This is a genomic window from Mesorhizobium sp. B2-4-12, from assembly GCF_006441575.1.
Classification (GTDB): Bacteria; Pseudomonadota; Alphaproteobacteria; order Rhizobiales; family Rhizobiaceae; genus Mesorhizobium.
Genome location: NZ_VFVC01000001.1, coordinates 147,679 through 169,946, shown reverse-complemented (window position 1 = coordinate 169,946; position 22,268 = coordinate 147,679). Strand labels below are relative to the sequence as shown.

The window sequence follows — 22,268 nt, the reverse complement described above, 5'->3', positions numbered from 1 at the left end:
GCCTGGAAAGCTCCATCGTGATCCACGCTGGCCAAAAAGCGGCCCGGCCGAGCCGCCGGCATGCGGGAGGCAAGCGGCCTGAAGACCGCGTCAGGCGGCTTCGAAATACTTGGCGGTGGGCAAGATGGTGAGCGGCGCCAATTCGCCTCTCTTGGGACGTTGGAACAGCATGCGTTGCTCGAATGCCGTGGAGTTGAAGAATGGAAAGCGATCCAGCGTCGCCTGCATGTTCTCGGAGCATTTCGACTGGAACAGATGCACGGGCACGGTAAGTCCGGGATAATTTCGCGGAGGCACCGCCTGCTCCGACCGGAAGATGCGATGATAGAAGGCCGAATGCTCTTCCTTGATCGCCGTCAGGCAATAGGTCGGCTTGAAATGGCTGCAAGCAACCACCGCCAGCCTGAGGGTGACATACGGCAGCACGCGCAGACTGCTGGACCACTCGAGATCGGCAGCGAACCGGCTCGGGTCGACGAAAGTCTCGCCAGCCGCCAGGCGCCGCGCCAGCACATCGCCGAAGACATCGGTGCTGGGTGAGACAGGACATCTTGCGCTGGCGTAGTGGATTCTGATGGTGCTGACGAGTGCGCCATCGAAGAAAACGCCAAAGCGATAGGAATTGGGCAGGTCGTCGAAGTCGTCTTTCACCATGCGGGAGGCATCCGGCTTCACCATGCCGGCGTGAATATAGGAGTTGTAGCGAAGCCTGTAGATCGCCTCAAGATCCTCGGCGCCATCGCAAAGGCGATACTCCACATGCTCCAGCATATCCATGATGTGATCTGAGAAGACCGAGGGGCGATTCTTGTCCCTGCCCGTAGCCGCCGCAACGGGTTTATCCAACAACTTGTTTTCCATTTTGTCCTCGCACTGCCGCACAACGACAATAGCGAAGCACAGTGGAAACCAGAAGCAAAATTCCGAGCGTTTTCGTTTACCCTAAATTAACGTTAACAAATGGTAAATTGCACATACGGGGAGAAGCAGGGCTCGATGGCTGGATTTCAGGTGGCGGCGCGCTTTGCAGCCGGCTGCAATTCCGCAGCGAAGGGCCAGGTCGCATTGGACATGGCTTCGATGCCCGACGCGCTGAGCGCCGCGCCGAACAGGAAGCCTTGGACAAGATCCGGCTTCACCGAATGCAGCAGGATCTTGAGCTGCTCGAACGTCTCCACGCCTTCGATGGTGACGGTGAGACCCAGGATACGGGTCAGGTTGACGACGCCCTTCAACAGCTCGAGCGACCGTGGATTCTGGGTGACGTCCATCACGAACGACCGGTCGATCTTGATCTTGTCGAGCGGCAGCTTGTGGAGGTAGCTCAGGCTTGAATAGCCGGTGCCGAAATCGTCGAGGGCGATGCGCACGCCGAGGTGTTTCAGTTCCTCGATATATTGGCGCGTCAGGGACTTGTCGTCGAGCAGGGCGGTTTCGGTGACTTCGATCTCGAGCCGGCCGGCGGCGAGCCCGGAAGAGTCAAGCGCATCGCGCACCTTGCGGATGATGTCGCCGTTGCGGAAATCCCTGGCGGAAAGATTGACCGAGACGCTGGTCTGGTCGGGCCACTTGGCGCATTCGGCGCAGGCCGCCTGGAGTACGAAGGTGCTGATCTCGGAGATGATGCCCATCTCCTCGGCCAGCGGAATGAAGACGCTAGGCGAAATCGGCCCGAGATCGGGATGGTCCCAGCGGCACAGCGCCTCGCAGCTGGCGATGCGCATGGTGTTCATCGCCACGATCGGCTGGTAGACGACCCGCAGGCCCTTGCCTTCCACGGCGGTGCGCAAATCCGCCTTCATCAGCTGACGGTTGCGGAACGCGGCATCCATGGCGGCCTCGAACAGTCGCCAGCCGTTCTTGCCGAGCTCCTTGGCCTTGTAAAGCGCCAGGTCCGCCTTGACGATCATGGCGTCGACATCGGTTTCATCGACTTTGGACAGCACCGCGCCGGCACTGGCCTGGATCCGCAACCCATGACCCGCGACGTCGACCTCACCCTGCAGGTCGGCGAAAATCTGGTCGAGCAGGCTGGCCAGGTGGCTTTCGTCCTCGATGCGGTCGAAGAACATCATGAATTCGTCACCACCGAAACGGCTGACGGTAATGCCGCGCCCGGCGATGGCCGCGAGCCGCTCGGCGACGGCATAGATCAGGCCATCGCCGACGGGATGGCCGAGGGTGTCATTGACGCTCTTGAAATCGTCAAGGTCGACCACGGCCAGGCCGCACAGGCGATCACGCTCGCCGGAAGCCATCGATTCGCCGACCAGCTCATGGAAATAGGCGCGGTTTGGCAGCCCGGTGAGGTTGTCGTAGCGCGCCATGAAACGGATCTTGTCCTCCGCCTCGACACGCGCCGTGACGTCTTCAAAAGTGATGACGCCCAATTCCTGGTTGCCTTCGCGGGCAGAGAATTCAAAGTGCTGACCGTTGGAAAAGGAAACCAGCACCTTGCGGTCGCGGCCCTCGCGCAGCGCACGCGTCAGCTGCGCCTCGACATAGCGGCAGTCCTTCGGCGCCAGCATGCCGCCGGCAACGCCGCGCAGCAGCAGTGAATGAATCGACCGTCCCAGCAGTTGGTCCGGCGATTTGAGCGACATCAGACGGGCAGCCTCGGCATTGCCGACGACCACCTTGCCGTCGGGCCCGAGCATGACCAGGCCATGCGACATGGTGTTGAGGGCGCGGTTGAAGCGCTGCGCGATCTGCCTCGCCTGCTTGTGCCCGACGACGGCCGAAAACAGCACGTTGCGGACATGGTCGGCGCTGCCCTTGATGATGAACATGAAGGGGATGATCAGCAGGCCAAGCACGACGTAGGGGATGTCGAACCTGAGGATGAGTGCCGCGGCGATCGGCCCGACGAAGGTGACCGCGAAGATCATGACCATGCGAGGCGAGCCGTAATTTCGGCCGACCACAGTCACCAGGGAGGCCAGCGTTACCGAAAGCGCCCCGATCTCGGCATAGGAGTCCGAGTAGACATAGATGGAAATGAAGCAAAAGAACCCCAGCAACAGCCCTTGAAGGCTGCCCTTCAGGATGTATTCGCGCTCCCACTTCGTTGCATCGGCGGCGTCGCGCATCTCGCCGCCCGAGCGATGGAACCGCCGCAGGCTGAAGTAGCGCCAGACGCCGATGCCGAGCAGCGCGCCGGCCAGAGCCAGGAAAATAGGCTGGCCGTTGCGCCAGTAGACCATGAGGCTGATTACAGCGTGGCAAAGCGCGCCGATGACCAGCATATGCGCGTTGTCGAACAACGAGCGCACAAACTGGATATAAACATCCACTGGGATGTTATCGGTTTTTGTTTTGCCCATTACTGGCGCCCAATGAGCCCCAGCCTTGGCATAGTCCCATTAAAAAACCTTTAGCCTGGGCTGAAACGCCTGATTTTAGGCGCTTTTTGGATCATTCCGCGGCCTGAAGCTTGGGCCTTGCCGGCGCCGCCGCCAAGCGTTCGAGCAGCCTTTGACGCTCGCCTGCGGCCCTTTCGGCACTGGCTTGCCGGACATGGCCGTAGCCACGGATGAGCGCGGGGACCGAAACGAGGGCGACCGCCGCCTCGGCCTTGCCCGGCGCCAGCGACCTGGCGACCAATTCCAGGTCGGCCTCATATTGAGCCAGCAATTGCCGTTCCATGCGCCGTTCGCCGGTGTACCCGAACGGGTCGAAAGCGGTGCCACGCAGCCCCTTCATCGCCGCAAGCAGGCGAAAACCCTTCATCATCCATGGGCCGAAGCTCGATTTCCTCGGTTTGCCGTCATTGCCGCGCCGCCCCATGATCGGTGGCGCGAGATGGAATTCGAGTTTCTCGTAGCTCTGGAACTGCTTTCCAAGCTCGGCGGCGAAGGAGCCGTCGGTATAGAGCCGCGCCACCTCGTATTCGTCCTTGATCGCCATCAGCTTGAACAGACTTTTGGCGGCCGCCGCGGTCACAACGGTCGAACCCGGTATGGCCTTCGTTTCGGCCGCCCGCAGTGCCGAAATCCTGTCGGCATAACGCTTGCCGTAGGCGGCGTTCTGATACCCAGTCAGGAAGGTGACACGGCGGGCAATGATCTCGTCCAGCGTCTCGGCAATCGCAGCTGCCTGCGTCACCTTGCCGGGCTTGGTGATGAGACCGCGCACAAAATCCGGCTGGTGTGCGGCGCGGCGGCCCCAGCGGAAGGCGGCGATGTTCATCGCCACCGCTTCGCCATTCAATTCGATCGCCTTTTCAATGGCTTCCGCCGACAACGGCAGGCCGCCATGCTGAAAGGCAAAGCCAAGCATGAACATGTTGGCGCCGAGCGAATTGCCGAACAGGGTGGTGGCGGTGCGTGTGGCGTCGAAGAAATGCGCCTTCTCGTCGCCGGCGGCGGCACGGATCGCCTTCTTCAGCCGTTCGACCGGCAAGGAGAAATCGGCCGACCGGGCAAACTCGCCAGGCATGATCTCGGCGGTGTTGGCGAGGAAGATCGTATGTCCTTCGCGGACAGCCGTCAGCACTTTCTTGGCGCCCGACACGACGAGATCGCAGCCAAGCACGAGATCGGCCTTGCCCGCGGAGACGCGGATGGCATGGATGTCGTCCGGCGTGCGGGCGATGCGGACGTGGGTGAACACCGAGCCGCCCTTCTGGGCAAGGCCGGCCATGTCGATCATGCCGCAGCCTTTGTCCTCGAGGTGGGCCGCCATGCCGAGCACGGCACCTACGGTGACGACGCCGGTGCCGCCGACACCGTCGATGATCGCTGCCCAGCCCTCTGCGCCCAGCGGGAATTCGGTGGGCATGGGCACGCCGTCGAGCGGATCGGTCTTGCCGGCCAATCCTTCGGCCTTGCGGATCTTGGCGCCGTGCACGGTGACGAAGGACGGGCAGAAGCCGTTGATGCAAGAGAAATCCTTGTTGCAGCTCGACTGGTCGATCTTGCGCTTGCGGCCGAATTCGGTCTCGACCGGCTGGATGGAGACGCAGTTCGACTGCACGCCGCAATCGCCGCAGCCTTCACAGACCAATTCGTTGATGAAGACGCGCTTGTCGGGGTCAGGAAAGGTGCCGCGCTTGCGGCGGCGGCGCTTTTCGGCGGCACAGGTCTGGTCGTAGAGCAGGATCGATACGCCCTTGACGCCGCGCAGCTCGCGCTGGACTAGATCAAGGTCGTCGCGGTGGTGAATGGTGGCACCAGCCGGGAATTCGGCCTTGCCGGCATATTTGTCGGGCTCGTCGGTGACGATGGCGATGCGGTCGACGCCTTCGGCCCGCACCTGCCTGGCGATCATGTCCACCGTCAGGCCGCCCTCATGCGGCTGGCCGCCGGTCATGGCGACAGCGTCGTTATAGAGGATCTTGTAGGTGATGTTGGCTTCGCTCGACAGCGCAAAGCGGATCGCCAGCGTACCGGAATGGTTGTAGGTGCCGTCGCCGAGATTCTGGAAGATGTGGTCACGCTTGGAGAACGGTGCCTGACCAACCCATTGCGCGCCCTCTCCGCCCATGGCCGTGAAACCCAGGGTGTTGCGGTCCATCCACAGCGCCATGAAATGGCAGCCGATGCCGGCGGCGGCGATCGAGCCGTCCGGCACCTTGGTCGAGGAATTGTGCGGACAGCCGGAACAGAAGAAAGGCGTACGCGAACCGATATCGGTGGCGTCCGCCAGCATCGCCTGGAACTGACGCAGCTTCGCCACCCGCGCCGAGATCTCTTCGGACGCACCGATGGTTTTGACGATCCTCTCGCCAAGGGCAATCGCGATCTCGTTGGGGTCGAGCGCGCCCTTGGCCGGGAACAGCCAGTCGCCGCGCTCGTCTTTCTTGCCGACGATAACCGGCTGCGAGGCGGTGCCGTAGAGGCCTTCGCGCAGCTGCACCTCGATCAGCGAGCGCTTCTCCTCGACGACGATGATGGTGTCGAGGCCGCGTGCAAACTCCGCAATATGATGCAGGTCCAGCGGCCAGGGGCAGCCGACCTTGAACAGCCGCACGCCGATGCGGTTGGCGGCCGCCTCGTCGATTCCGATATCCTCCAGCGCCTGGCGGACATCGAGATAGCTCTTGCCCAGCGTAATGATGCCGAGCTTCGGGTTGCGGCCACCCGAATAGACGATGCGGTTCAACCCGTTGGCATGGATGAAGGCGGAGGCGGCTGCGCGCTTGTATTCGTGCAGCCGCTCCTCCTGGCCGAGCATGTCGATTTCGTGGCGGATGTTGAGGCCGCCCGGCGGCATGTCGAACTCCGGCACGACGATGTTCAACCGCTCGAGCGAAGCATCGACAGAGGCCGTCGATTCGATGTTGTCCTTGACGCATTTGATCGCCGCCCAGGTGCCGGCGAAACGCGACATGGCAAAGCCATAGAGGCCGTAATCGATGATCTCCTGGACCCCAGCCGGATTGAGGATCGGCACCATGGCGTCGACGAACAGGAACTCGGTGGCATGCGCATTGGTCGAGGATTCGGCCATATGGTCGTCGCCCATGAGCGCGAGCACGCCGCCATGCTTCGACGAACCAGCGAGATTGGCGTGGCGGAACACGTCGCCTGAACGATCGACGCCCGGCCCCTTGCCGTACCAGACCGAAAAGACACCATCATGGGTGCCCTCGCCCAGCAATTCCGTCTGCTGCGATCCCCAGCACGCGGTGGCGGCAAGCTCTTCGTTGAGGCCGGGCTGGAAGACGATATCGGCCCCGGCAAGTTGCTTCTTCGCCTTCCACAGCTGCATGTCGAGGCCGCCGAGCGGCGAACCGCGATAGCCGGAAACGAAACCGGCGGTGTTGAGACCAGCGCGGCGGTCGCGCTCACGCTGCATCAGGAGCAAGCGGATGACCGCCTGCGCGCCGGACAGGAAGATGCGCTCCTTCCCGAGGTCGAACTTGTCGTCGAGCACGACATCATGCAGCGTCATCAGGCATTTCCTCTGCGAAGGCCGCGCGGGGCAGCAGCCAACGTCGGGATCGGATGACGCATCCTTTCTCCCCTTGCAAGGCAGGTCAAACAAAATCGAAGAGGCCAGGCAACGCGCAACAAACGGTCCGCCAGGCGCTGGGCCGCGCACGAAACCCCGCCTTGGCAAGGCCACGGCGCACGAAAATTTCAGATAAAATCGATGTCGTCAGAGGATATCAGCCGGCTTTCGAGCAATCCGGCTTCGGCTCACCCGGCAGTTTGCCGTCGGGATGGCCGGCAAGGTCGGGATTGGCCGTATAGAGCTGGTCGATGACCAGCGGCCGGTCGGGCAGGATCGACTGGTCTTCCGTCGACATCAGCGTGGTGTCGATCTTCTGCAGGACCGTCCCGTCGGCACTCCTGATGGTGATGGCGATGGCATAGGGCTTGTTCTTGACGATGCAGGTCAGCGCCGGGCTCTCCAGGCTGACCTTGTTGAGCTTCGGCCAGACCTTCTGCTCGACCACGAAAGGCGCGCCGCCGGCGGGATTCTGGAAGCTGGCAACCGCCACCTGCCCCTCGCCCATCGGCTGCAGGGGCCGCAGCGTCACCACATAGGTGGCCCTGGCGAGACGGTAGTTGAAGACGAATATCTTGCCGGAAACCTCGAACAGCTTACCTTCGCCGCCGGTGTCGCGACAGGCGCCGAGCGCAACGGCGGCAATCAGCATGGCGCCGGCACCGATCACACGTGAGAATCCTCTAGGCATCCTTGACCTCACTGGCCGCCATGCGGCGGCGGCGATAGTGACGACTTGCCTTCTGGCGGTTGCCGCACACCGCCATGTCGCACCAGAGGCGGCTGGAATTGCGGCTTCTGTCGACGAACAGCCAGGTGCAGTTGGGACAAATCCTGAGCCTCGCGACCGTGTCGTCACGCAGCAGCGAAAGCGCTGAAACCGCCAGCGCCGCCTCGAAGGCGATCGGTGTCGCGGGACTCCCGAAGGGCCTTCCCGGCGCACCGATCTCGGTGTGGCTGCCGGCCAGCCCCTCGGCACAGGCCTGCAGGAATTCGGGCAGGTCGGCCGTAGCGACCGCGCCCTTCGACACCGCGCCGCGAAACAGCCGGTCGGTCGCCTCGCGGATCGACAGCACGACGGGCGCGACTGCGACCGGCGAGGACACCGCCAGCCGCCTGCCGCCAAGCTCGGCGGCGCGAAAGCCGCTGGCCGCGTCGGCAAAGCGCGTGATTTCGGCGGGATCTTCGAAGCGATCGAAGGTGCGCCGCGGATCGCCACGCAGCACGACGGTGTTCGCCGTGTCGAGCGCAAGCAGGCCGCCCGTGAAGCGGTGTGGGGTCCAGGCAACTGTCATAGTCCGAAAATCTAACTGATAAATGGCATTTGACAAGTTAGATTCAGCGATGCAAACCTCTCCGGCGTGCATGGTATCGTCGTTTTTGTCTTGAGCACGTCGTCCAAAATCGCTTCGCACTTTTGGGCGACATGCGCCTGTCGTTAAGCATGTCGTTGTCCCAAAAACCGCTTCGCACTTTTGGGCGACATGCTTTGAGGGTTTTGCATGCTCTATTTCTTCCAGCAGGTGCTGAACGGGCTGCATTCAGGCGCGCTCTATGCATTGCTGGCCTTCGGCTACGTGCTGACCAACGGCATCCTGCACCGCACCAACCTCGCCTATGGCGCGCTGTTCGCCTTCTGTGGCCAGGCCATGATCCTGACCGTCGCCTTCGGCTACCAGGTGCTATGGCTGACAGTGTTGGCGTCGGTGCTGCTCGGCATCCTCGCCGCGTTCCTCTATGCCGCGCTCATCAGCCATGTGCTGTCGCGGAGCGTCTTCGAACCGTTGGCCGACCGCTCGCCCAATGCCATCGTGGTGACCACGCTCGGTATCCTGCTCGTCCTGTCTGAAGCGAGCCGCATCGCAGCCGACACGCATGATCTGTGGCTGCCGCCATTGTTGGCCCAGCCCATCGTTTTCGCCGAAGGCTCCGGCTTCAAAGCGACGCTGACGCTGATCCAGACGCTCGACTGCGCGGTGGTCCTGGCGGCGGTCGCACTCGCCACCTGGGCGTTTGCCCGCTCCAACTTCGGACGATCCTGGCGCGCTGTCTCCGACGATCCAAGGGCTGCCGCCATGTGCGGCATCGACGTGCGCGGCGTATTCCGGCGCGCCGTCCTGTTTGGCGGTTTCTGCGCCGCGCTGGCCGGTGTCATGGCCAGTCTCTACTATGGCAATGTCGGCTTTGGCTCCGGCCTCGTCTATGGCCTGAAAATCCTCTTTGTGACAGCGGTCGGCGGTTATCTGTCGCCGCCACGGGCCGCGCTCGGCGCAGCCGTCTTCGGCATGGCCGAATCGCTATGGGCTGGCTATTTCCCGGTCGAATGGCGCGATCCCTGGATGTACCTGTTCCTGGTGGCCATGCTGATCCTGGTCGGCGCCGGCCGGGACGCCGGCAAGGCCGTCTGATCCCATCAGACTTTGGTTGCATGACGTTCCGTCAGGCTACGGTTTTCCACCATGCCGTATGGATCGACATGGCGCATCCTCGCTCCTCGTGTTGACCAACCGGACCACGCACTGCATACCGTTGGTCCAGGGGGCGCGACGAAGGGGAATCGCGCGTCACCACCATCAGGGAGGAAGGCATGGCAGGGCTTCTTGCTCTATCCAGGACGATCGACCGTATCAACGAGTTCATCGGCCGGTGGATTTCATGGCTGATCCTGCTGGCGATCCTGGTCAGCGCCGCCAATGCCGTCATCCGCAAGGTGTTCGACACCTCGTCCAACGCCTGGCTGGAGCTGCAATGGTACCTGTTCGGCGCCGCCTTCATGCTGGCCGCCGCCTATACGCTGAAGCAGAACGAGCATATCCGCATCGACATCGTCTACGGCCTGTTCCCGCGGCGCGTACAGCACTGGATCGACCTCTTTGGCCACGTCTTCTTCCTGATGCCGTTCGTGACGCTGATGGTGTTCTATTTCGTGCCTTACGTATCGCTGTCGTTCCACAGCGGCGAAATGTCGACCAATGCCGGCGGGCTGATCGTCTGGCCGGCGAAAGCGATCCTGCTTGCCGGCTTCTTCCTGCTGGCGCTGCAGGGCGTTTCCGAGATCATCAAGAAGATCGCCATCATGCGCGGGGCCATGGAGGATCCCAATCCCTTCATATCGGCGCATGAACAGGCGGAACTCGAAGCCAAGGCGCTCGTGGAAGAGACCAAGGCGCTTGGCGAGGTGCGCTCGTGATGGAGTTCATCGCCCAGAACATGGCCCCGATCATGTTCGCCTCACTGATCCTGTTCATGCTGGTCGGCTATCCCGTTGCCTTTTCGCTCGCCGCAAATGGCCTGCTGTTCTTCTTCATCGGCGTGCTTTTGACGCCCTATTCGGGCGGTGCGATCAACCTCGCCTGGCCGCTGCTCTATGCGCTTCCGGACAATTTCTACGGCAGCCGGGTGATGTCGAACGACACGCTGCTGGCCATCCCGTTCTTCACCTTCATGGGCATCGTGCTCGAACGATCCGGCATGGCCGAGGACCTGCTCGACACGATCGGCCAGCTGTTCGGACCGATCCGGGGCGGCCTCGCCTACGCCGTGATCTTCGTCGGTGCGTTGCTGGCCGCGACCACCGGCGTGGTGGCGGCATCCGTCATCGCCATGGGGCTGATCTCGCTGCCGATCATGCTGCGCTATGGGTACGACCGCCGGGTAGCATCCGGTGTCATCGCGGCATCGGGCACGCTTGCCCAGATCATCCCGCCATCGCTGGTGCTGATCGTGCTCGCCGACCAGCTCGGCCGCTCGGTCGGCGACATGTATGCCGGCGCGCTGATCCCAGGCCTCGTGCTGACGGGCCTCTACACCAGCTACATCCTGGTCATGTCGATCATCCGGCCAAAGTCGATGCCGGCCCTGCCGCTCGAGGCACGGACACTCGGCCATGGTGTGGTGTCGCTGGCGGTCGCGCTGATGGCAGCCGTGGCGATCGCCTACGCGGCCTACCGCTATCTGGTACCCGCGCATGGCGACAACGCGGACATCCTCGGCGCGGCCATCGGCGTCATCTTCATCTACGTCGTCGCGGTCCTCGATCGCAGCATGAAGATCGGCATGATGTCGCGGCTGGCGCAGCAGGTCGTCATCGTGCTCATTCCGCCGCTTGCCCTGATCTTCCTGGTGCTCGGCACCATCTTCCTCGGCATCGCCACGCCGACGGAGGGCGGCGCCATGGGCGCGGTCGGAGCGCTGGCAATGGCAGCGGCCAAGGGCCGGCTGTCGCTGGACGTGATCAAGCAAGCGCTTGCCTCGACGACCCGGCTGTCATCCTTCGTGCTGTTCATCCTGATCGGGGCGCGCGTGTTCTCGCTGACCTTCTACGGTGTCAACGGCCAGATCTGGGTCGAGCATCTGCTCACCTCGCTGCCGGGCGGCGAAGTCGGCTTTCTGATCGGCGTCAACATCCTGGTCTTCTTCCTCGCCTTCTTCCTCGATTTCTTCGAACTGGCCTTCATCATCGTGCCGCTGCTGGCGCCGGCAGCCGACAAGCTCGGCATCGATCTGATCTGGTTCGGCGTGCTTCTGGGCGTCAACATGCAGACCAGTTTCATGCATCCGCCGTTCGGCTTCGCGCTGTTCTACCTGCGCTCGGTGGCAGCGCGCGTGCCCTATCTCGACCGTCTCACGGGCAAGCAGATCGCGCCGGTGACGACCGGACAGATCTATTGGGGAGCCGTGCCGTTCGTCTGCATCCAGGTGATCATGATCGGACTGACCATTGCCTTCCCGCAAATGGTGATGCGCTACAAGGGCTCGGCGGTCGATCCCGGCGTGATCGACTACAAGGTACCGGAAGCGCCCGGCCTGTCGCCGCTCGGCTCGCCGCCGGCGGGCGGTACGGCGCCAGCCAATGGCGGTACGGCGCCGGCCACGCCCGCGGCACCCGACTTGTCACAGCCGCCGAGTTTCGGTGACACGCCGCCAGCCAAGCCGGCCGCTCCGGCGCCGGACCTTTCGCAGCCGCCGAGCTTCAACTGATGGGGGCGACGCCATGAAAGCAGTGCGACTGGAGGGGGTGGGCAGCATCTCGCTGCGCGAGATCGCCAAGCCCGTTCCGGGACCGGACGAGCTTCTGGTGCGGATCGAGGCCTGCGGCGTCTGCGGCACCGACAGGCATCTGTTTCATGGCGAATTTCCCTGCCGACCGCCTGTAACGCCCGGGCATGAATTTTCGGGCATCATCGAGGCGATCGGCCCTGCCGTCTCCGGTTTCGCCGTCGGCGACCGCGTCACCGGCGACCCCAACATCGCCTGCGGTCGATGCCCGCATTGCCATGCCGGCCGGGTCAATCTCTGCCGCAATCTCAACGCCATCGGTATCCACCGCGACGGCGGTTTCTCCGACTATGTCGTGCTGCCGCAGAAACAGGCCTTTGTCCTGTCCGCCGGTTTGCCGCCGACACATGGCGCGTTCTGCGAGCCGCTTGGCTGCTGCCTGCATGGCGTCGACCTTGCCGAGATCAAGCCGGGCAGTTCGGTGGTCGTGCTCGGTGGCGGCGTGATCGGCCTGCTCACCGTGCAACTGGCGCGGCTGGCAGGCGCCACGACGATCGTTCTGTCGACAAGGCAGGCCTCGCGGCGCGCTCTTGCCGAGAGGCTCGGCGCAACGGCGACGGTCGATCCCGCCGCCGCCGATGTCATCGATGCCATTGCCGGGCCGACGGGGCTGATGCCGGGCGGCGCCGACGTGGTGTTCGAATGCGCCGGGGTGCGCGACACCGTGGAGCAGTCGATGCGGATCGCGAGAGCCGGCGGCACGGTGGTTATCGTCGGCGTGGTGCCGCAAGGCATGAAGGCGCAATTCGAGCCCTTCGACCTGCTGTTTCGCGAACTGAAGGTCCTGGGCTCCTTCCTCAATCCCTACACCCACGGCCGCGCCGCCGAGCTTATCGCGTCTGGCACGATCGAGATCGACCAGCTGATCTCCAGGCACGTCACCCTTGAAGAGGCCCCGGCGGTGATTGCCAATCCGCCCGCGCCGGGCGAAGTGAAGGTGCTGGTGGTGCCTTATCGAGGGTGAGGCGCTGATCGTTCGACGACGAGGCGCTGCACGTAGGAATTCGCCTTTTGCCCTACGTCGCGCCGCCCCTCATCCCCCTGCCGGGACCTTCTCCCCGTTATAGTGACGGGGAGAAGGGGCTGGTCGCGACCTACAGCTTGCCGTTGCGTTGCTGCACCATCATGAACGTGTCGTAATTGTATTCCGCCACTTGCGCCCAGAGATAGTGCTCCTTGCGGAAGCCCTTGATCGATTCCCAGATCTTCTTGAACGGCGCGTTGGAGGCCTCCATCTCGGCATAGACCTCGTTCGCCTTCTCGAAACAGGCGGACATGATGTCCTGACTGAACGGACGCAGCTTCGCGCCGCCAGCCACCAGCCGCTTCACCGCCGGCGGATTCACATAATCGTATTTCTGCAGCATCTCGGCATCGGCGGCTTGTGCCGCCGTGCGCAGAAGCGATTTGTAAGCCGGCGAAAGCTCTTCATATTTCGCCTTGTTGAACATCAGGTGGACGGTCGGGCCGCCTTCCCACCAGCCGGGATAATAGTAATAGGGCGCGACCTTGTAGAAACCGAGCTTCTCGTCGTCATAGGGGCCGACCCATTCGGCGGCGTCGATGGTGCCTTTTTCCAGCGCCGGGTAGATATCGCCGCCAGCGATCTGCTGCGGCACGACGCCGAGTTTCTGCACCACCTTGCCGGCAAAGCCGCCAATGCGCATCTTGAGACCTGACAGGTCGGCGACGGTGTTGATCTCCTTGCGGAACCAGCCGCCCATCTGCACGCCGGTGTTGCCGCCCGGCAGGCCGAACAGGCCTTGCGTGGCGAGAAATTCGTTGAACAGGTCGATGCCGCCGCCATGGTAATGCCAGGCGTTCATGCCGCGCGCGTTGAGCGAGAAGGGGACCGCCGCGCCCAGCGCCCAGGTCGGATCCTTGCCCCAATAGTAATATGCCACCGTGTGGCAGGCCTCGACCGTGCCGGCCGTGGTGGCGTCGGCGGCCTGCAAGCCGGGTACGAGTTCGCCGGCGGCGAAGACCTGGATCTGGAAATTGCCATCCGTGGCTTCCGACAGCATCTTGGAAAACACCTCGGCGCCGCCATAGATGGTGTCGAGCGACTTCGGGAACGACGACGCAAGCCGCCATGTCACCTTGGGATTGGACTGGGCTATAGCCGGTGCCGCCAGAGTTGCCGCCGCCGCAGCGGCGCCGACACCGGTCACGCCGGCCTTGCGAATGAACGAACGACGATCCATGAAGTCCTCCCTTTTGGATCAACAGACCGATGCCGAGGACAAGCTTCGTATCCGGATCGGTCGGGACGAGACAATACACGGGCAAGAAGTCGAGTCCAGCATAGCGGAGGGATTTGACAGCGCAGGCGCGCGACCTTGCCACTATAGTCTAACGGGCTGTCTGCTGGCCTATCCGACACGCTGAAACTTGGCATGGAAAAAAGCCAGGGGATCGCCTATTTTGAGGGCAGGACATCCCTTGCCAGATGGAAAACAGACCCAAAATGCATCAGCCGCTCGTCGCCATATCGACCGACGTCCGCCAGTTCGACAACTACACCTGGCATGCCGCCCCGCAGCAATACCTGGAAGCCGCAATCGTGGGTGCGGGCGTGTTTCCCTTGCTGGTGCCGTCGTTCGGCGACAGGCTCGACTTCGATGAACTCCTGTCATCGGTCGATGGTGTGATGGTCACCGGCTCGAAATCCAACGTCCACCCCTCGCTCTACGGCGGCGACCCCAGTGAAGCCAACGGCCCCTACGACCCGGCCCGCGACGCCACCACGCTGCCGCTGATCCGCAGGGCGATCGAGCGTGGCGTGCCGCTGCTTGCCATCTGCCGTGGCATCCAGGAGATGAATGTGGCGCTGGGCGGCACGCTGGCGACCGAGATCCAGGAGCGCGAGGGTTCGCTCGACCACCGCGCACCGGTGAGCGACAATCAGGACGAGCGCTTCGGCATCCGCCAGAGGGTGACGATCAAGTCCGGAAGCTGCCTGGCCGGCGTGTTCGGGGAGGGCGAGATCATGGTCAATTCGGTGCACCGCCAGGCCGTCGACCGGCTCGGCCCGAAACTGCAGCTCGAAGCCGTCGCCGCCGACGGCACGGTCGAGGCGGTTTCGGTCAGGGATGCCCGCGCCTTCGCGGTCGGTGTCCAGTGGCACCCGGAATATTGGGTCAAATCGGACAGCATCTCGGCCAAGATCTTCCGCGCTTTCGGCGATGCGGTGCGCCTGCACGCCACAGCAAAAGCCGGTGCACGGGCCGCTGCGGAATAATCAGTCTTCAGTCTTCCGATCGCCCGCCAGCGACAGCAAAGGTGCGGTCGGGGCGTAGGATTCATAGCCGCCGCCATCGGCCACGGCGAAGGTCACGATCGGATCGATGCCGTTCGCGCTGAACGCGACCGTTCCGTCCTGTCCTTCACGCCAAAATTTTGCCTGTTCGATGCCTGGCAAGAGCCGCCGGCAATTGGGCGCTACCGTCAACAGCGACAGGCCGTCCGAGACCGGGGCGCCGCGCGTGACCGCGCAGGCCCCTTCGTCGCCATTGGCGACCAGCCTGTAGGTGTTGCCGGGCGCCGGGGCGTCTTCGGCGACGCTTTCGCCATTGCCGCCGTGAAACAGTTGGACGCCGCCAAACAGCGCGGCGACGGCAATCAGTGCGGAAAGCACTTTCATTCTTTCTTCACCCTGCGAACTTCTGGATAAAAAATGATTTCAAAGGGTTAAGCTGGCGTTAATAATATGGTGGCCTGGCCGCTCAGCTGCGAGCCTTCACATGCGCGGTCTCGGGCACCGGTGTCAGCGGCCGGCGGTCGCTGAACCAGGACACCAGATTATCGACGCACAGATCCGCCATCGCGCGGCGCGTATGCTCCGAGGCGGAGCCGACATGCGGCAGCAGCGAGGTATTCGGCGCGTCGAGCAGCGCCTTGGGCACGTTAGGTTCGTCGGCGAAGACATCGAGCCCGGCGGCGGCGATGGTGCCGTCGGCAAGAGCCGCCGCAAGGGCCGTCTCGTCGACCGTGCTGCCGCGGCCGATGTTGACGAAGACACCGTTGGCGCCGAGCGCCGACAGGATCTCGGCGTTGACCGCCTTCTGCGTCGAAATTCCGCCGGGTGCGACCGAAATCAGCGTGTCGACCGCTTCGGCAAGGCCCTTCAGTGTCGGATGATACTGGTAGGCAAGACCTTCGACACGACGCCGGTTGTGATAGGCGATCGGCAGGCCGAACGCTTCCAGCCGCCGGGCAATGGCTTGCCCGATACGGCCCATGCCGAAAATACCAACGCTGCGACCACGCAAGGTCAGCCGGCTCAGCGGATAGTTGCCCTTGCGCACCCAACTGCCGTCACGCAGCCAGGTCTCGGCGCGCGGCAGGTCGCGGACCGTATTGATGAGCAGCCCGATCGCCGTGTCCGCAACCTCTTCGGTCAAGACGTCGGGCGTGTTGGTGACCATGATGTCCTTCGCCGCCGCATGGCTGACATCGACCGAATCGTAGCCGACACCGAAGGAGGCGATGATCTCGAGATTGGGCAATGCGTCCATCATCGCCGCGCCGATGCCGGCAAAGGAGGCTATGCCACGCACCGTGCGGCGCATCTCCTCGGTGACCAGCGCCGGATCGGTGCGCTCGATCCCGACGCGCCTGAACGTGCGGTCGATACGCTCTGCCGCATGGCCGCTGAAATCCGCCGGCACCAGAACGGCAATGGTATCGAGCTGTTCAGCCTTGGTCATGCACGCTCCACCGGCTTGCCGGTCGACTGACGCACATGCAGCTCCGGCTTGATCAATTCCTGCGAGGGCCGCACCGTCTGCCCGTTGAGCTTGTCGAGCAGCGCGCTGGCGGCACGGCGGCCGACCTCGCGCTGGCCGTTCCAGACGGTGGTCAGCGCCGGAGTGGCGATCGCAGCTTCCTCGAGATCGTCATAACCGGTGACGGAGATGTCGATGCCCGGCACCAAACCGGCACGCGCGATGCCGTTCATCAGGCCGATGGCGACGAGGTCGTTCCAGCAGCAGGCGGCGGTCGGCTTGTCCTTCAGCGCCAGGAATTGCCCGGCGGCTTCGAAGCCGGCCTGCTTTGTGCGCGGCCCGGCGATGCGCCAGGACGGTCTGACTTCGAGCCCCGCCGCCTCCATGGCGTTGACATAGCCCTGGTAGCGGTCGCGGCCGGTCGAGGTCTGGTCGGTGCCGCCGATCATGGCGATGCGCTTGTGCCCGAGCGAGATCAAATGGTTGGTGGCAAGGCCGGTGCCGTAAGCATCGTCGCCGCGAAACACCGGCACGTCGGCGCCCTCGACCGTGCGGGCGATCAGCACTGCCGGCAGGCCGTTCTCCTCGGCCATCAGGATGTCGGAAGCTGGCGTGCCGATGGCCGGCGACATGATGACGCCGTCGGCGCCGAGCTGCAGCAGCGTGTCGATGAAGGTGCGCTGCTTCTCGAGCTGGTCGTAGTGGTTGGACAGGATGAAGGTCTGCCGGCTGCGGTCGAGTTCGCTTTCGATCGAGCGCAGGATCTCGGCGAAGAACGGGTTCATGATGTCGTGGACGACGACGCCGACAATGCCCGAGCGCGAGGTGCGAAGGCTGGCGGCGCGGCGGTTGTAGATGTAGCCGATGGCGCGCGCATGTTCCTTGATGCGATCGCGCGTGCTGCCGGCAACCAGCGGGCTGTCGCGCAGCGCCAGTGACACCGTGGCGGTGGACACGCCGAGCGCATCCGCGATCGTCGACAGCTTGATCTTCTGTGCCAGTGACCTGTGCTCCCCGACCGGCTTTAGTCCCTATGCATGTGGTTGTCCCGGAACCGGTTCCCACTTTTGGGTAACATGCATTAAACAGTTTAAAGGCGGCCTTATGCCATCGATTGGGGGCAAATCAAAGTTTTTTTGCCAGCGCTTCGGCTTCGACATCGGAGACCGCTCGGCTCTGCAGCCGGAGCCGGTGCTCACGGTGGACGATGTAGAGGCCGCTGGCGACTATGATGGCGGCGCCGACCAGTGTCCAGCGATCGGGGAATTGGCTAAAGACGATCCAGCCGGAGAGGATCATCCATACCATCTGCGAATAGGGATAGGGCGCCAGTGCCGTGGTCGTCGCCAGCCGATAGGCCTGGACCAGCAGCCAGTGCCCGACGCCGCCGAAAACGCCGAGCATGAGCAGCACGAACCAGTGCCAGCCATCATGCGGCAGCGAGAATGAAAACGGCAGCATCGGCAAAAGCAGCACCGCCGGCGCCAGCGCCGAGAACAGGATCAGGCTTTCCGGCGTTTCGGTGGCCGACATGCGGCGCGTCATGATGACATAGAAGCTGTTGGACAGCATCGAGCCCAGCGCGAAGAGGTGCCCGATGCCGAAGACGCCGACACCTGGCCTGGTGATGATCAGAACCCCGGTGAAGGCAGTCAGGATGGCCAGCCAGCGCCGCCAGCCGGCCCATTCGCCGAGCAGCGGACCGGCAAGTGCGGTGATCACCATCGGTCCGAAGAAATAGATCGACGTCGTCTCGGCCAGTTGCAGCGAGCGCAAGGCCAGGATGTTGCACATGGTCGAGCCGAACAGGAACACACCACGCAGCACATGCGCCGGCAGGTTGACCGGACGAAACCGCACCGGCTCGCGCCAGCCGCGCAGCAGCGCGCCGACAAGCACCACATGCACCGCAAAGCGCACCCAGGCGACGATCAGCGCGGAAACACCCGCGAGGACGAGATATTTGCTGCTTGTGTCGAGGAAGGTGAAGAAGACGTAGGTCGCAAGCATGCACAGGATCGCCACGGGCGGTGTCGCGCTTTCGACATATCTTTGGGGAGCACTCACTTGCAGGCCGGGGGAAGCTGGGGCTGGAGCCCACCTTTGCGGGAATTGTCGCTTGCCGGCAAGCCATTTGTCGGTTGCCGCGCCTCCCAATGAAGGCTGGCACAACAACAGTCCGCCGGCAGGCTTAGCCCATCGCCGCGGAGATATCAGGCGTGCATGCGGGCGCCCTTGGTGATCTTGTCGGCGATCTTCTTCTCGGCGCGCAATGCAATGCCCACCACCTTGGCGTCCTCGGGCGCGAATTCGGCGAAGACGCCGCGGTTGGCAGCGTCGAAGCCGGTCGAGAACATCTCCTCGACATAGAGCGAGGTCATCACGCCGCGCTCCAGCGCGCGCCGGTGGATCGTGGCCAGCGTCGCCTGATCGGCCGACAGCACGATAACCGGCTGGATCGACAGCGGGTTGTACAGATTGCCGGCGCGGTCGCGATAGGGCTCGCCGATAATGTCTGGAAACTGCGCGACGACGCCGCTGGTCAGGAAGGCGGTGACGTTGAGTTTCTGCCAGACCGGCAAGTCTTCCCGCAGGACGATTGCAAATTTCGTATCGAACATGAGAAAATGGACCATTCGAGAATTAGGCCCCGATTGCGAGGCTGAAGGAGACGATGTCGTTCGAATTAGACCGCCAAGCCTTCGAGGGTCTTGGACGTTTGTGCGCCGGCGCGGCCGAAAACTGCATCATCTCCGCTCCCGACCCTGTCGGCATGGAGCGGATCGAGGCGCGGTTTCACGGCAGCGCCTTCGATCCGCACCGTCACGACACTTACGCGATCGGGGTGACGCTGCAGGGTGTGCAGACCTTTCGCTATCGCGGTGCGGTGCGGATAAGCCTGCCCGGCCAGATCATCGTGCTGCATCCCGACGAATTGCATGATGGCGGCGCCGGCACCGAGGACGGGTTGCGCTACAGGATGCTCTATCTGGAACCGTCGCTGATGCTCGATTGCCTTGGCGGGCCATCCCTGCCCTTCGTCAGGGATGCCGTGGTGAGGGACGATGCCTTCTGCGCGACGCTGCTTTCGGCGCTGGGGCCGTTGCAGCAGGAACTCGACGAGTTGTTCGTTGACGATTTCCTTGCACAGCTGATGCACAGCCTGTCGCGCCATGCCGGCCAGCCGGCTAAGCCGATGGCCAGAACGGCGTGGCGGGCTGCAGCGCTGGCGCGCGACTATCTCACGGAGAACGCCACTCGCCCCGTGACCTCCGGCGAACTGGAAGCTGTCACCGGGCTCGACCGCTATGCCCTATCGAGGCATTTCCGCACCGCCTTCTCGACCAGCCCGCATCGTTTCCTGGTGATGCGCCGGCTTCAGCGCGCGCGGCGGATGATCGCCGCCGGCGAGCCCCTGGCGCAGATCGCGGTCGAAGCGGGCTTCACCGACCAGAGCCACTTCAACAGGCAATTCAAGAAGGCGTTCGGCATGACGCCGGGGCGCTGGTCCTCGCTGATCCGGGAAGGTCCGGCAGCTGCCTGACCGTTGCAATCAGGCGATCAGTCGTCCGACTCGGCGTCGTCGTCGATCAAGACCAATTCCGTGTTGGAGAGATTGGCCTCGATGCGGGCAAGCAGCTTGAACAGCGACTTCTGGTCCTTCTTGTCGAGGCCCTTCAGCGCCTGCTTTTCGGTCTTCTTCACCGACTTCTCGATGGCGCGAATGGTTTCGCGGCCGGTATCGGTGAGGAAGATATGCGCCTGGCGGGCATCGGACTCGGAGGCACGCTTTTCCAGAAAGCCCTGGGCCTGCAGCCGATTAATGGTCTTGGTGATGGTGGGCGGGCGCACGCCAAGGCGACCGGCGAGATTGCCCGGCGTCTGGCCGTCCTCGCGGTCGAGCGCGAGCATGATCTGATCCTGGCCGGCATAGAAGCCATGCGCCAAAAGCCGCGCCGCAAGTGCCGTTCTTGCCAGCCTTGCCGCCGAATGCAGCCGGCTCATTGTTGCAGTCTTGTCCGCCTTGGCCATGGTCATCCCTCTTCGGCCGTACCGGTGCGCGTAGCATAGACGCAGCCGGCCGGTTGGCAATCGACGATCGAAAAAGATTCCGGCGCCCCAAACAGCTTTGCCGGCAAGCATTGTGGTGTCCGCCGTGGCTAATGCCAGATGTTTATTTCAGTTAGATGACAAACGAGTTTCCCGAGCCTCGGATCCGCGACGATGACGACGACGGCCGCTGCGACGATCGGCGACTCCTGGCAAGATGCTTTCTTTGCCTTCCAATCGCAGAAACGGCGACACTTTCCGCCACTATCACCACAGGACAATCCCGGCCGGCCGCTTTGGCCCATTGGTTTGCCCCGTGCAAAAGCCCGGCACACATCCTATATGGAACCGACAATCCCTTTATTCGGCCCGGATTTTCAGGGCCTAGTCATTCGAGGCAAGCCATGAGCGACGCACAGACGCAGATTCCCGTAACCGTTCTCACCGGCTATCTCGGCGCCGGCAAGACGACGCTGCTCAACCGCATCCTGTCGGAGAACCACGGCAGACGTTACGCGGTCATCGTCAATGAATTCGGCGAGATCGGCATCGACAACGACCTGATCGTGGAATCCGACGAGGAGATCTACGAGATGAACAATGGCTGCGTCTGCTGCACGGTGCGCGGCGACCTGATCCGCGTCGTCGAAGGCCTGATGCGCCGGCCCGGCCGCTTCGACGCCATCGTGGTCGAGACCACCGGCCTCGCCGATCCGGTGCCAGTGGCGCAGACCTTCTTCATGGACGATGACGTGCGCTCCAAGACCAAGCTGGACGCCGTCGTGGCGCTGGTCGACGCCAAGCATCTGCCGCTCAGGCTCAAGGATTCCAAGGAAGCCGAGGACCAGATCGCCTTCGCCGACGTCGTCGTGCTCAACAAGACCGACCTCGTCACCCCCGAAGAACTCGCCAAGGTCGAGGCGACGATCCGCGCCATCAATCCGGCGGCAAGGATCCATCGCACGACGCGCGCCGGCGTTGCTCTGTCGGAGGTTCTCGACCGCGGCGCGTTCGACTTGTCCAGGGCGCTGGAAAACGACCCGCATTTCCTCGAAGCGCGCGACGATCACGACCATCATGACCACGATCATCACGACCACGACCATGATCACGACGGGCATGACCACCACCATCATCATCATGATCATGATCATGACCATTCGCATCCTTCCGATATCCACGACGTGACGGTGAAGTCGGTGTCGCTGCGCGGCGGCGAGATGGACCCGAAGAAGTTCTTCCCCTGGATCGAGAAGATCACCCAGATGGAAGGTCCGAACATCCTGCGCCTGAAGGGCATCATCGCGCTCAAGGGGGATGATGAGCGTTACGTCATCCAGGGCGTGCACATGATTATCGAGGGCGACCACCAGCGCGCCTGGAAGGACGGCGAAAAGCATGAGAGCCGGCTGGTGTTCATCGGCCGCGAGCTCGAAGCCGAACGGTTGAAGAAGAGCTTTGACGCCTGCCAGGCGTAGA

19 protein-coding genes are annotated in these 22,268 nt (G+C 63.2%); 7 read left to right on the top strand and 12 right to left on the bottom strand.

The window, feature by feature from the left end:
- Positions 1-90: 90 nt before the first annotated feature.
- The 5 genes from FJ934_RS00820 to FJ934_RS00800 form a co-directional block, all read right to left on the bottom strand.
- Complete coding sequence (locus FJ934_RS00820; protein WP_348642476.1) at positions 91-846, bottom strand: hypothetical protein; 756 nt, start codon at positions 844-846, stop codon at positions 91-93.
- A gap of 161 nt (positions 847-1,007) precedes the next feature.
- A complete protein-coding gene (locus tag FJ934_RS00815; RefSeq protein WP_140606756.1) occupies positions 1,008-3,323 on the bottom strand; it encodes an EAL domain-containing protein in 2,316 nt (771 codons plus the stop codon).
- Positions 3,324-3,414: 91 nt separating this feature from the next.
- Positions 3,415-6,894 (bottom strand): indolepyruvate ferredoxin oxidoreductase family protein, encoded by a 3,480-nt coding sequence (locus tag FJ934_RS00810; RefSeq protein ID WP_140606755.1) that lies wholly within the window; start codon positions 6,892-6,894, stop codon positions 3,415-3,417.
- Between the two features lie 217 nt (positions 6,895-7,111).
- Positions 7,112-7,645: a hypothetical protein gene (locus tag FJ934_RS00805; protein ID WP_140606754.1), complete on the bottom strand. Its 534-nt coding sequence runs from the start codon at positions 7,643-7,645 to the stop codon at positions 7,112-7,114.
- A complete protein-coding gene (locus FJ934_RS00800) occupies positions 7,638-8,249 on the bottom strand; it encodes a CGNR zinc finger domain-containing protein (RefSeq protein ID WP_140606753.1) in 612 nt (203 codons plus the stop codon). The genes FJ934_RS00805 and FJ934_RS00800 overlap by 8 nt, the downstream gene beginning before the upstream one ends.
- Before the next feature lie 207 nt (positions 8,250-8,456).
- On the opposite strand from FJ934_RS00800, the gene FJ934_RS00795 reads away from it, so the two are divergent.
- The 4 genes from FJ934_RS00795 (at position 8,457) to FJ934_RS00780 (ending at position 12,976) form a co-directional block, all read left to right on the top strand.
- Positions 8,457-9,362 carry a branched-chain amino acid ABC transporter permease gene (locus tag FJ934_RS00795; RefSeq protein WP_140606752.1) on the top strand — a complete coding sequence of 302 codons (906 nt, stop codon included), beginning with the start codon at positions 8,457-8,459 and terminating at the stop codon, positions 9,360-9,362.
- Between the two features lie 179 nt (positions 9,363-9,541).
- The gene (locus FJ934_RS00790; RefSeq protein WP_140606751.1) at positions 9,542-10,144 is read left to right on the top strand and encodes a TRAP transporter small permease subunit; all 603 of its coding nucleotides are present in this window, start codon (positions 9,542-9,544) and stop codon (positions 10,142-10,144) included.
- Positions 10,141-11,934 (top strand): TRAP transporter large permease subunit, encoded by a 1,794-nt coding sequence (locus FJ934_RS00785; RefSeq protein WP_181165461.1) that lies wholly within the window; start codon positions 10,141-10,143, stop codon positions 11,932-11,934. Before FJ934_RS00790 ends, FJ934_RS00785 begins: the two co-directional genes overlap by 4 nt.
- A 13-nt stretch (positions 11,935-11,947) precedes the next feature.
- On the top strand, positions 11,948-12,976 hold the full coding sequence (locus tag FJ934_RS00780; RefSeq protein WP_140606749.1) for a zinc-dependent alcohol dehydrogenase family protein: 1,029 nt from the start codon (positions 11,948-11,950) through the stop codon (positions 12,974-12,976).
- Between the two features lie 130 nt (positions 12,977-13,106).
- On the opposite strand, the gene FJ934_RS00775 is transcribed toward FJ934_RS00780, so the two are convergent.
- Complete coding sequence (locus FJ934_RS00775; RefSeq protein ID WP_140606748.1) at positions 13,107-14,216, bottom strand: TRAP transporter substrate-binding protein; 1,110 nt, start codon at positions 14,214-14,216, stop codon at positions 13,107-13,109.
- 263 nt (positions 14,217-14,479) lie between these two features.
- Here FJ934_RS00775 and FJ934_RS00770 point away from each other — a divergent pair, with 263 nt between their 5' ends.
- Entirely contained in the window at positions 14,480-15,253 is a 774-nt protein-coding gene (locus FJ934_RS00770; protein ID WP_140606747.1) for a gamma-glutamyl-gamma-aminobutyrate hydrolase family protein, read from the top strand.
- Here the strand turns inward: FJ934_RS00770 and FJ934_RS00765 are convergent, their stop codons facing one another.
- The 5 genes from FJ934_RS00765 to FJ934_RS00745 all read right to left on the bottom strand — a co-directional run bounded on the left by FJ934_RS00765 (position 15,254) and on the right by FJ934_RS00745 (position 19,360).
- On the bottom strand, positions 15,254-15,655 hold the full coding sequence (locus tag FJ934_RS00765) for a hypothetical protein (protein WP_140606746.1): 402 nt from the start codon (positions 15,653-15,655) through the stop codon (positions 15,254-15,256). It abuts the gene before it with no gap.
- A gap of 82 nt (positions 15,656-15,737) precedes the next feature.
- Positions 15,738-16,721, bottom strand: coding sequence for a 2-hydroxyacid dehydrogenase (locus tag FJ934_RS00760; protein ID WP_140606745.1), 984 nt, complete (start codon positions 16,719-16,721; stop codon positions 15,738-15,740).
- Positions 16,718-17,740: a LacI family DNA-binding transcriptional regulator gene (locus FJ934_RS00755; protein ID WP_140606744.1), complete on the bottom strand. Its 1,023-nt coding sequence runs from the start codon at positions 17,738-17,740 to the stop codon at positions 16,718-16,720. Before FJ934_RS00755 ends, FJ934_RS00760 begins: the two co-directional genes overlap by 4 nt.
- A gap of 124 nt (positions 17,741-17,864) precedes the next feature.
- Complete coding sequence (locus FJ934_RS00750; RefSeq protein WP_181165460.1) at positions 17,865-18,749, bottom strand: DMT family transporter; 885 nt, start codon at positions 18,747-18,749, stop codon at positions 17,865-17,867.
- 203 nt (positions 18,750-18,952) lie between these two features.
- Positions 18,953-19,360, bottom strand: coding sequence for a DUF2000 family protein (locus FJ934_RS00745; protein WP_140606742.1), 408 nt, complete (start codon positions 19,358-19,360; stop codon positions 18,953-18,955).
- Between the two features lie 53 nt (positions 19,361-19,413).
- Between FJ934_RS00745 and FJ934_RS00740 the strand changes: the two genes are divergently transcribed.
- Positions 19,414-20,283 carry an AraC family transcriptional regulator gene (locus tag FJ934_RS00740; protein WP_140606741.1) on the top strand — a complete coding sequence of 290 codons (870 nt, stop codon included), beginning with the start codon at positions 19,414-19,416 and terminating at the stop codon, positions 20,281-20,283.
- Between the two features lie 17 nt (positions 20,284-20,300).
- Here the strand turns inward: FJ934_RS00740 and FJ934_RS00735 are convergent, their stop codons facing one another.
- Positions 20,301-20,771, bottom strand: coding sequence for a MarR family winged helix-turn-helix transcriptional regulator (locus FJ934_RS00735; protein ID WP_140606740.1), 471 nt, complete (start codon positions 20,769-20,771; stop codon positions 20,301-20,303).
- A gap of 422 nt (positions 20,772-21,193) precedes the next feature.
- Between FJ934_RS00735 and FJ934_RS00730 the strand changes: the two genes are divergently transcribed.
- Positions 21,194-22,267: a GTP-binding protein gene (locus tag FJ934_RS00730; RefSeq protein WP_140606739.1), complete on the top strand. Its 1,074-nt coding sequence runs from the start codon at positions 21,194-21,196 to the stop codon at positions 22,265-22,267.
- Position 22,268 lies beyond the last annotated feature (1 nt).

Bases quoted from the DNA above. Each gene is read 5' to 3' on its own strand.
- FJ934_RS00765 (WP_140606746.1), bottom strand. From the start codon at position 15,655: ATGAAAGTGCTTTCCGCACTGATTGCCGTCGCCGCGCTGTTTGGCGGC.
- FJ934_RS00775 (WP_140606748.1), bottom strand. From the start codon at position 14,216: ATGGATCGTCGTTCGTTCATTCGCAAGGCCGGCGTGACCGGTGTCGGC.
- FJ934_RS00735 (WP_140606740.1), bottom strand. From the start codon at position 20,771: ATGGCCAAGGCGGACAAGACTGCAACAATGAGCCGGCTGCATTCGGCG.
- FJ934_RS00770 (WP_140606747.1), top strand. From the start codon at position 14,480: ATGCATCAGCCGCTCGTCGCCATATCGACCGACGTCCGCCAGTTCGAC.
- FJ934_RS00750 (WP_181165460.1), bottom strand. From the start codon at position 18,749: ATGCTTGCGACCTACGTCTTCTTCACCTTCCTCGACACAAGCAGCAAA.
- FJ934_RS00805 (WP_140606754.1), bottom strand. From the start codon at position 7,645: ATGCCTAGAGGATTCTCACGTGTGATCGGTGCCGGCGCCATGCTGATT.
- FJ934_RS00730 (WP_140606739.1), top strand. From the start codon at position 21,194: ATGAGCGACGCACAGACGCAGATTCCCGTAACCGTTCTCACCGGCTAT.
- FJ934_RS00745 (WP_140606742.1), bottom strand. From the start codon at position 19,360: ATGTTCGATACGAAATTTGCAATCGTCCTGCGGGAAGACTTGCCGGTC.
- FJ934_RS00780 (WP_140606749.1), top strand. From the start codon at position 11,948: ATGAAAGCAGTGCGACTGGAGGGGGTGGGCAGCATCTCGCTGCGCGAG.
- FJ934_RS00790 (WP_140606751.1), top strand. From the start codon at position 9,542: ATGGCAGGGCTTCTTGCTCTATCCAGGACGATCGACCGTATCAACGAG.
- FJ934_RS00740 (WP_140606741.1), top strand. From the start codon at position 19,414: ATGTCGTTCGAATTAGACCGCCAAGCCTTCGAGGGTCTTGGACGTTTG.
- FJ934_RS00760 (WP_140606745.1), bottom strand. From the start codon at position 16,721: ATGACCAAGGCTGAACAGCTCGATACCATTGCCGTTCTGGTGCCGGCG.
- FJ934_RS00800 (WP_140606753.1), bottom strand. From the start codon at position 8,249: ATGACAGTTGCCTGGACCCCACACCGCTTCACGGGCGGCCTGCTTGCG.
- FJ934_RS00810 (WP_140606755.1), bottom strand. From the start codon at position 6,894: ATGACGCTGCATGATGTCGTGCTCGACGACAAGTTCGACCTCGGGAAG.
- FJ934_RS00815 (WP_140606756.1), bottom strand. From the start codon at position 3,323: ATGGGCAAAACAAAAACCGATAACATCCCAGTGGATGTTTATATCCAG.
- FJ934_RS00795 (WP_140606752.1), top strand. From the start codon at position 8,457: ATGCTCTATTTCTTCCAGCAGGTGCTGAACGGGCTGCATTCAGGCGCG.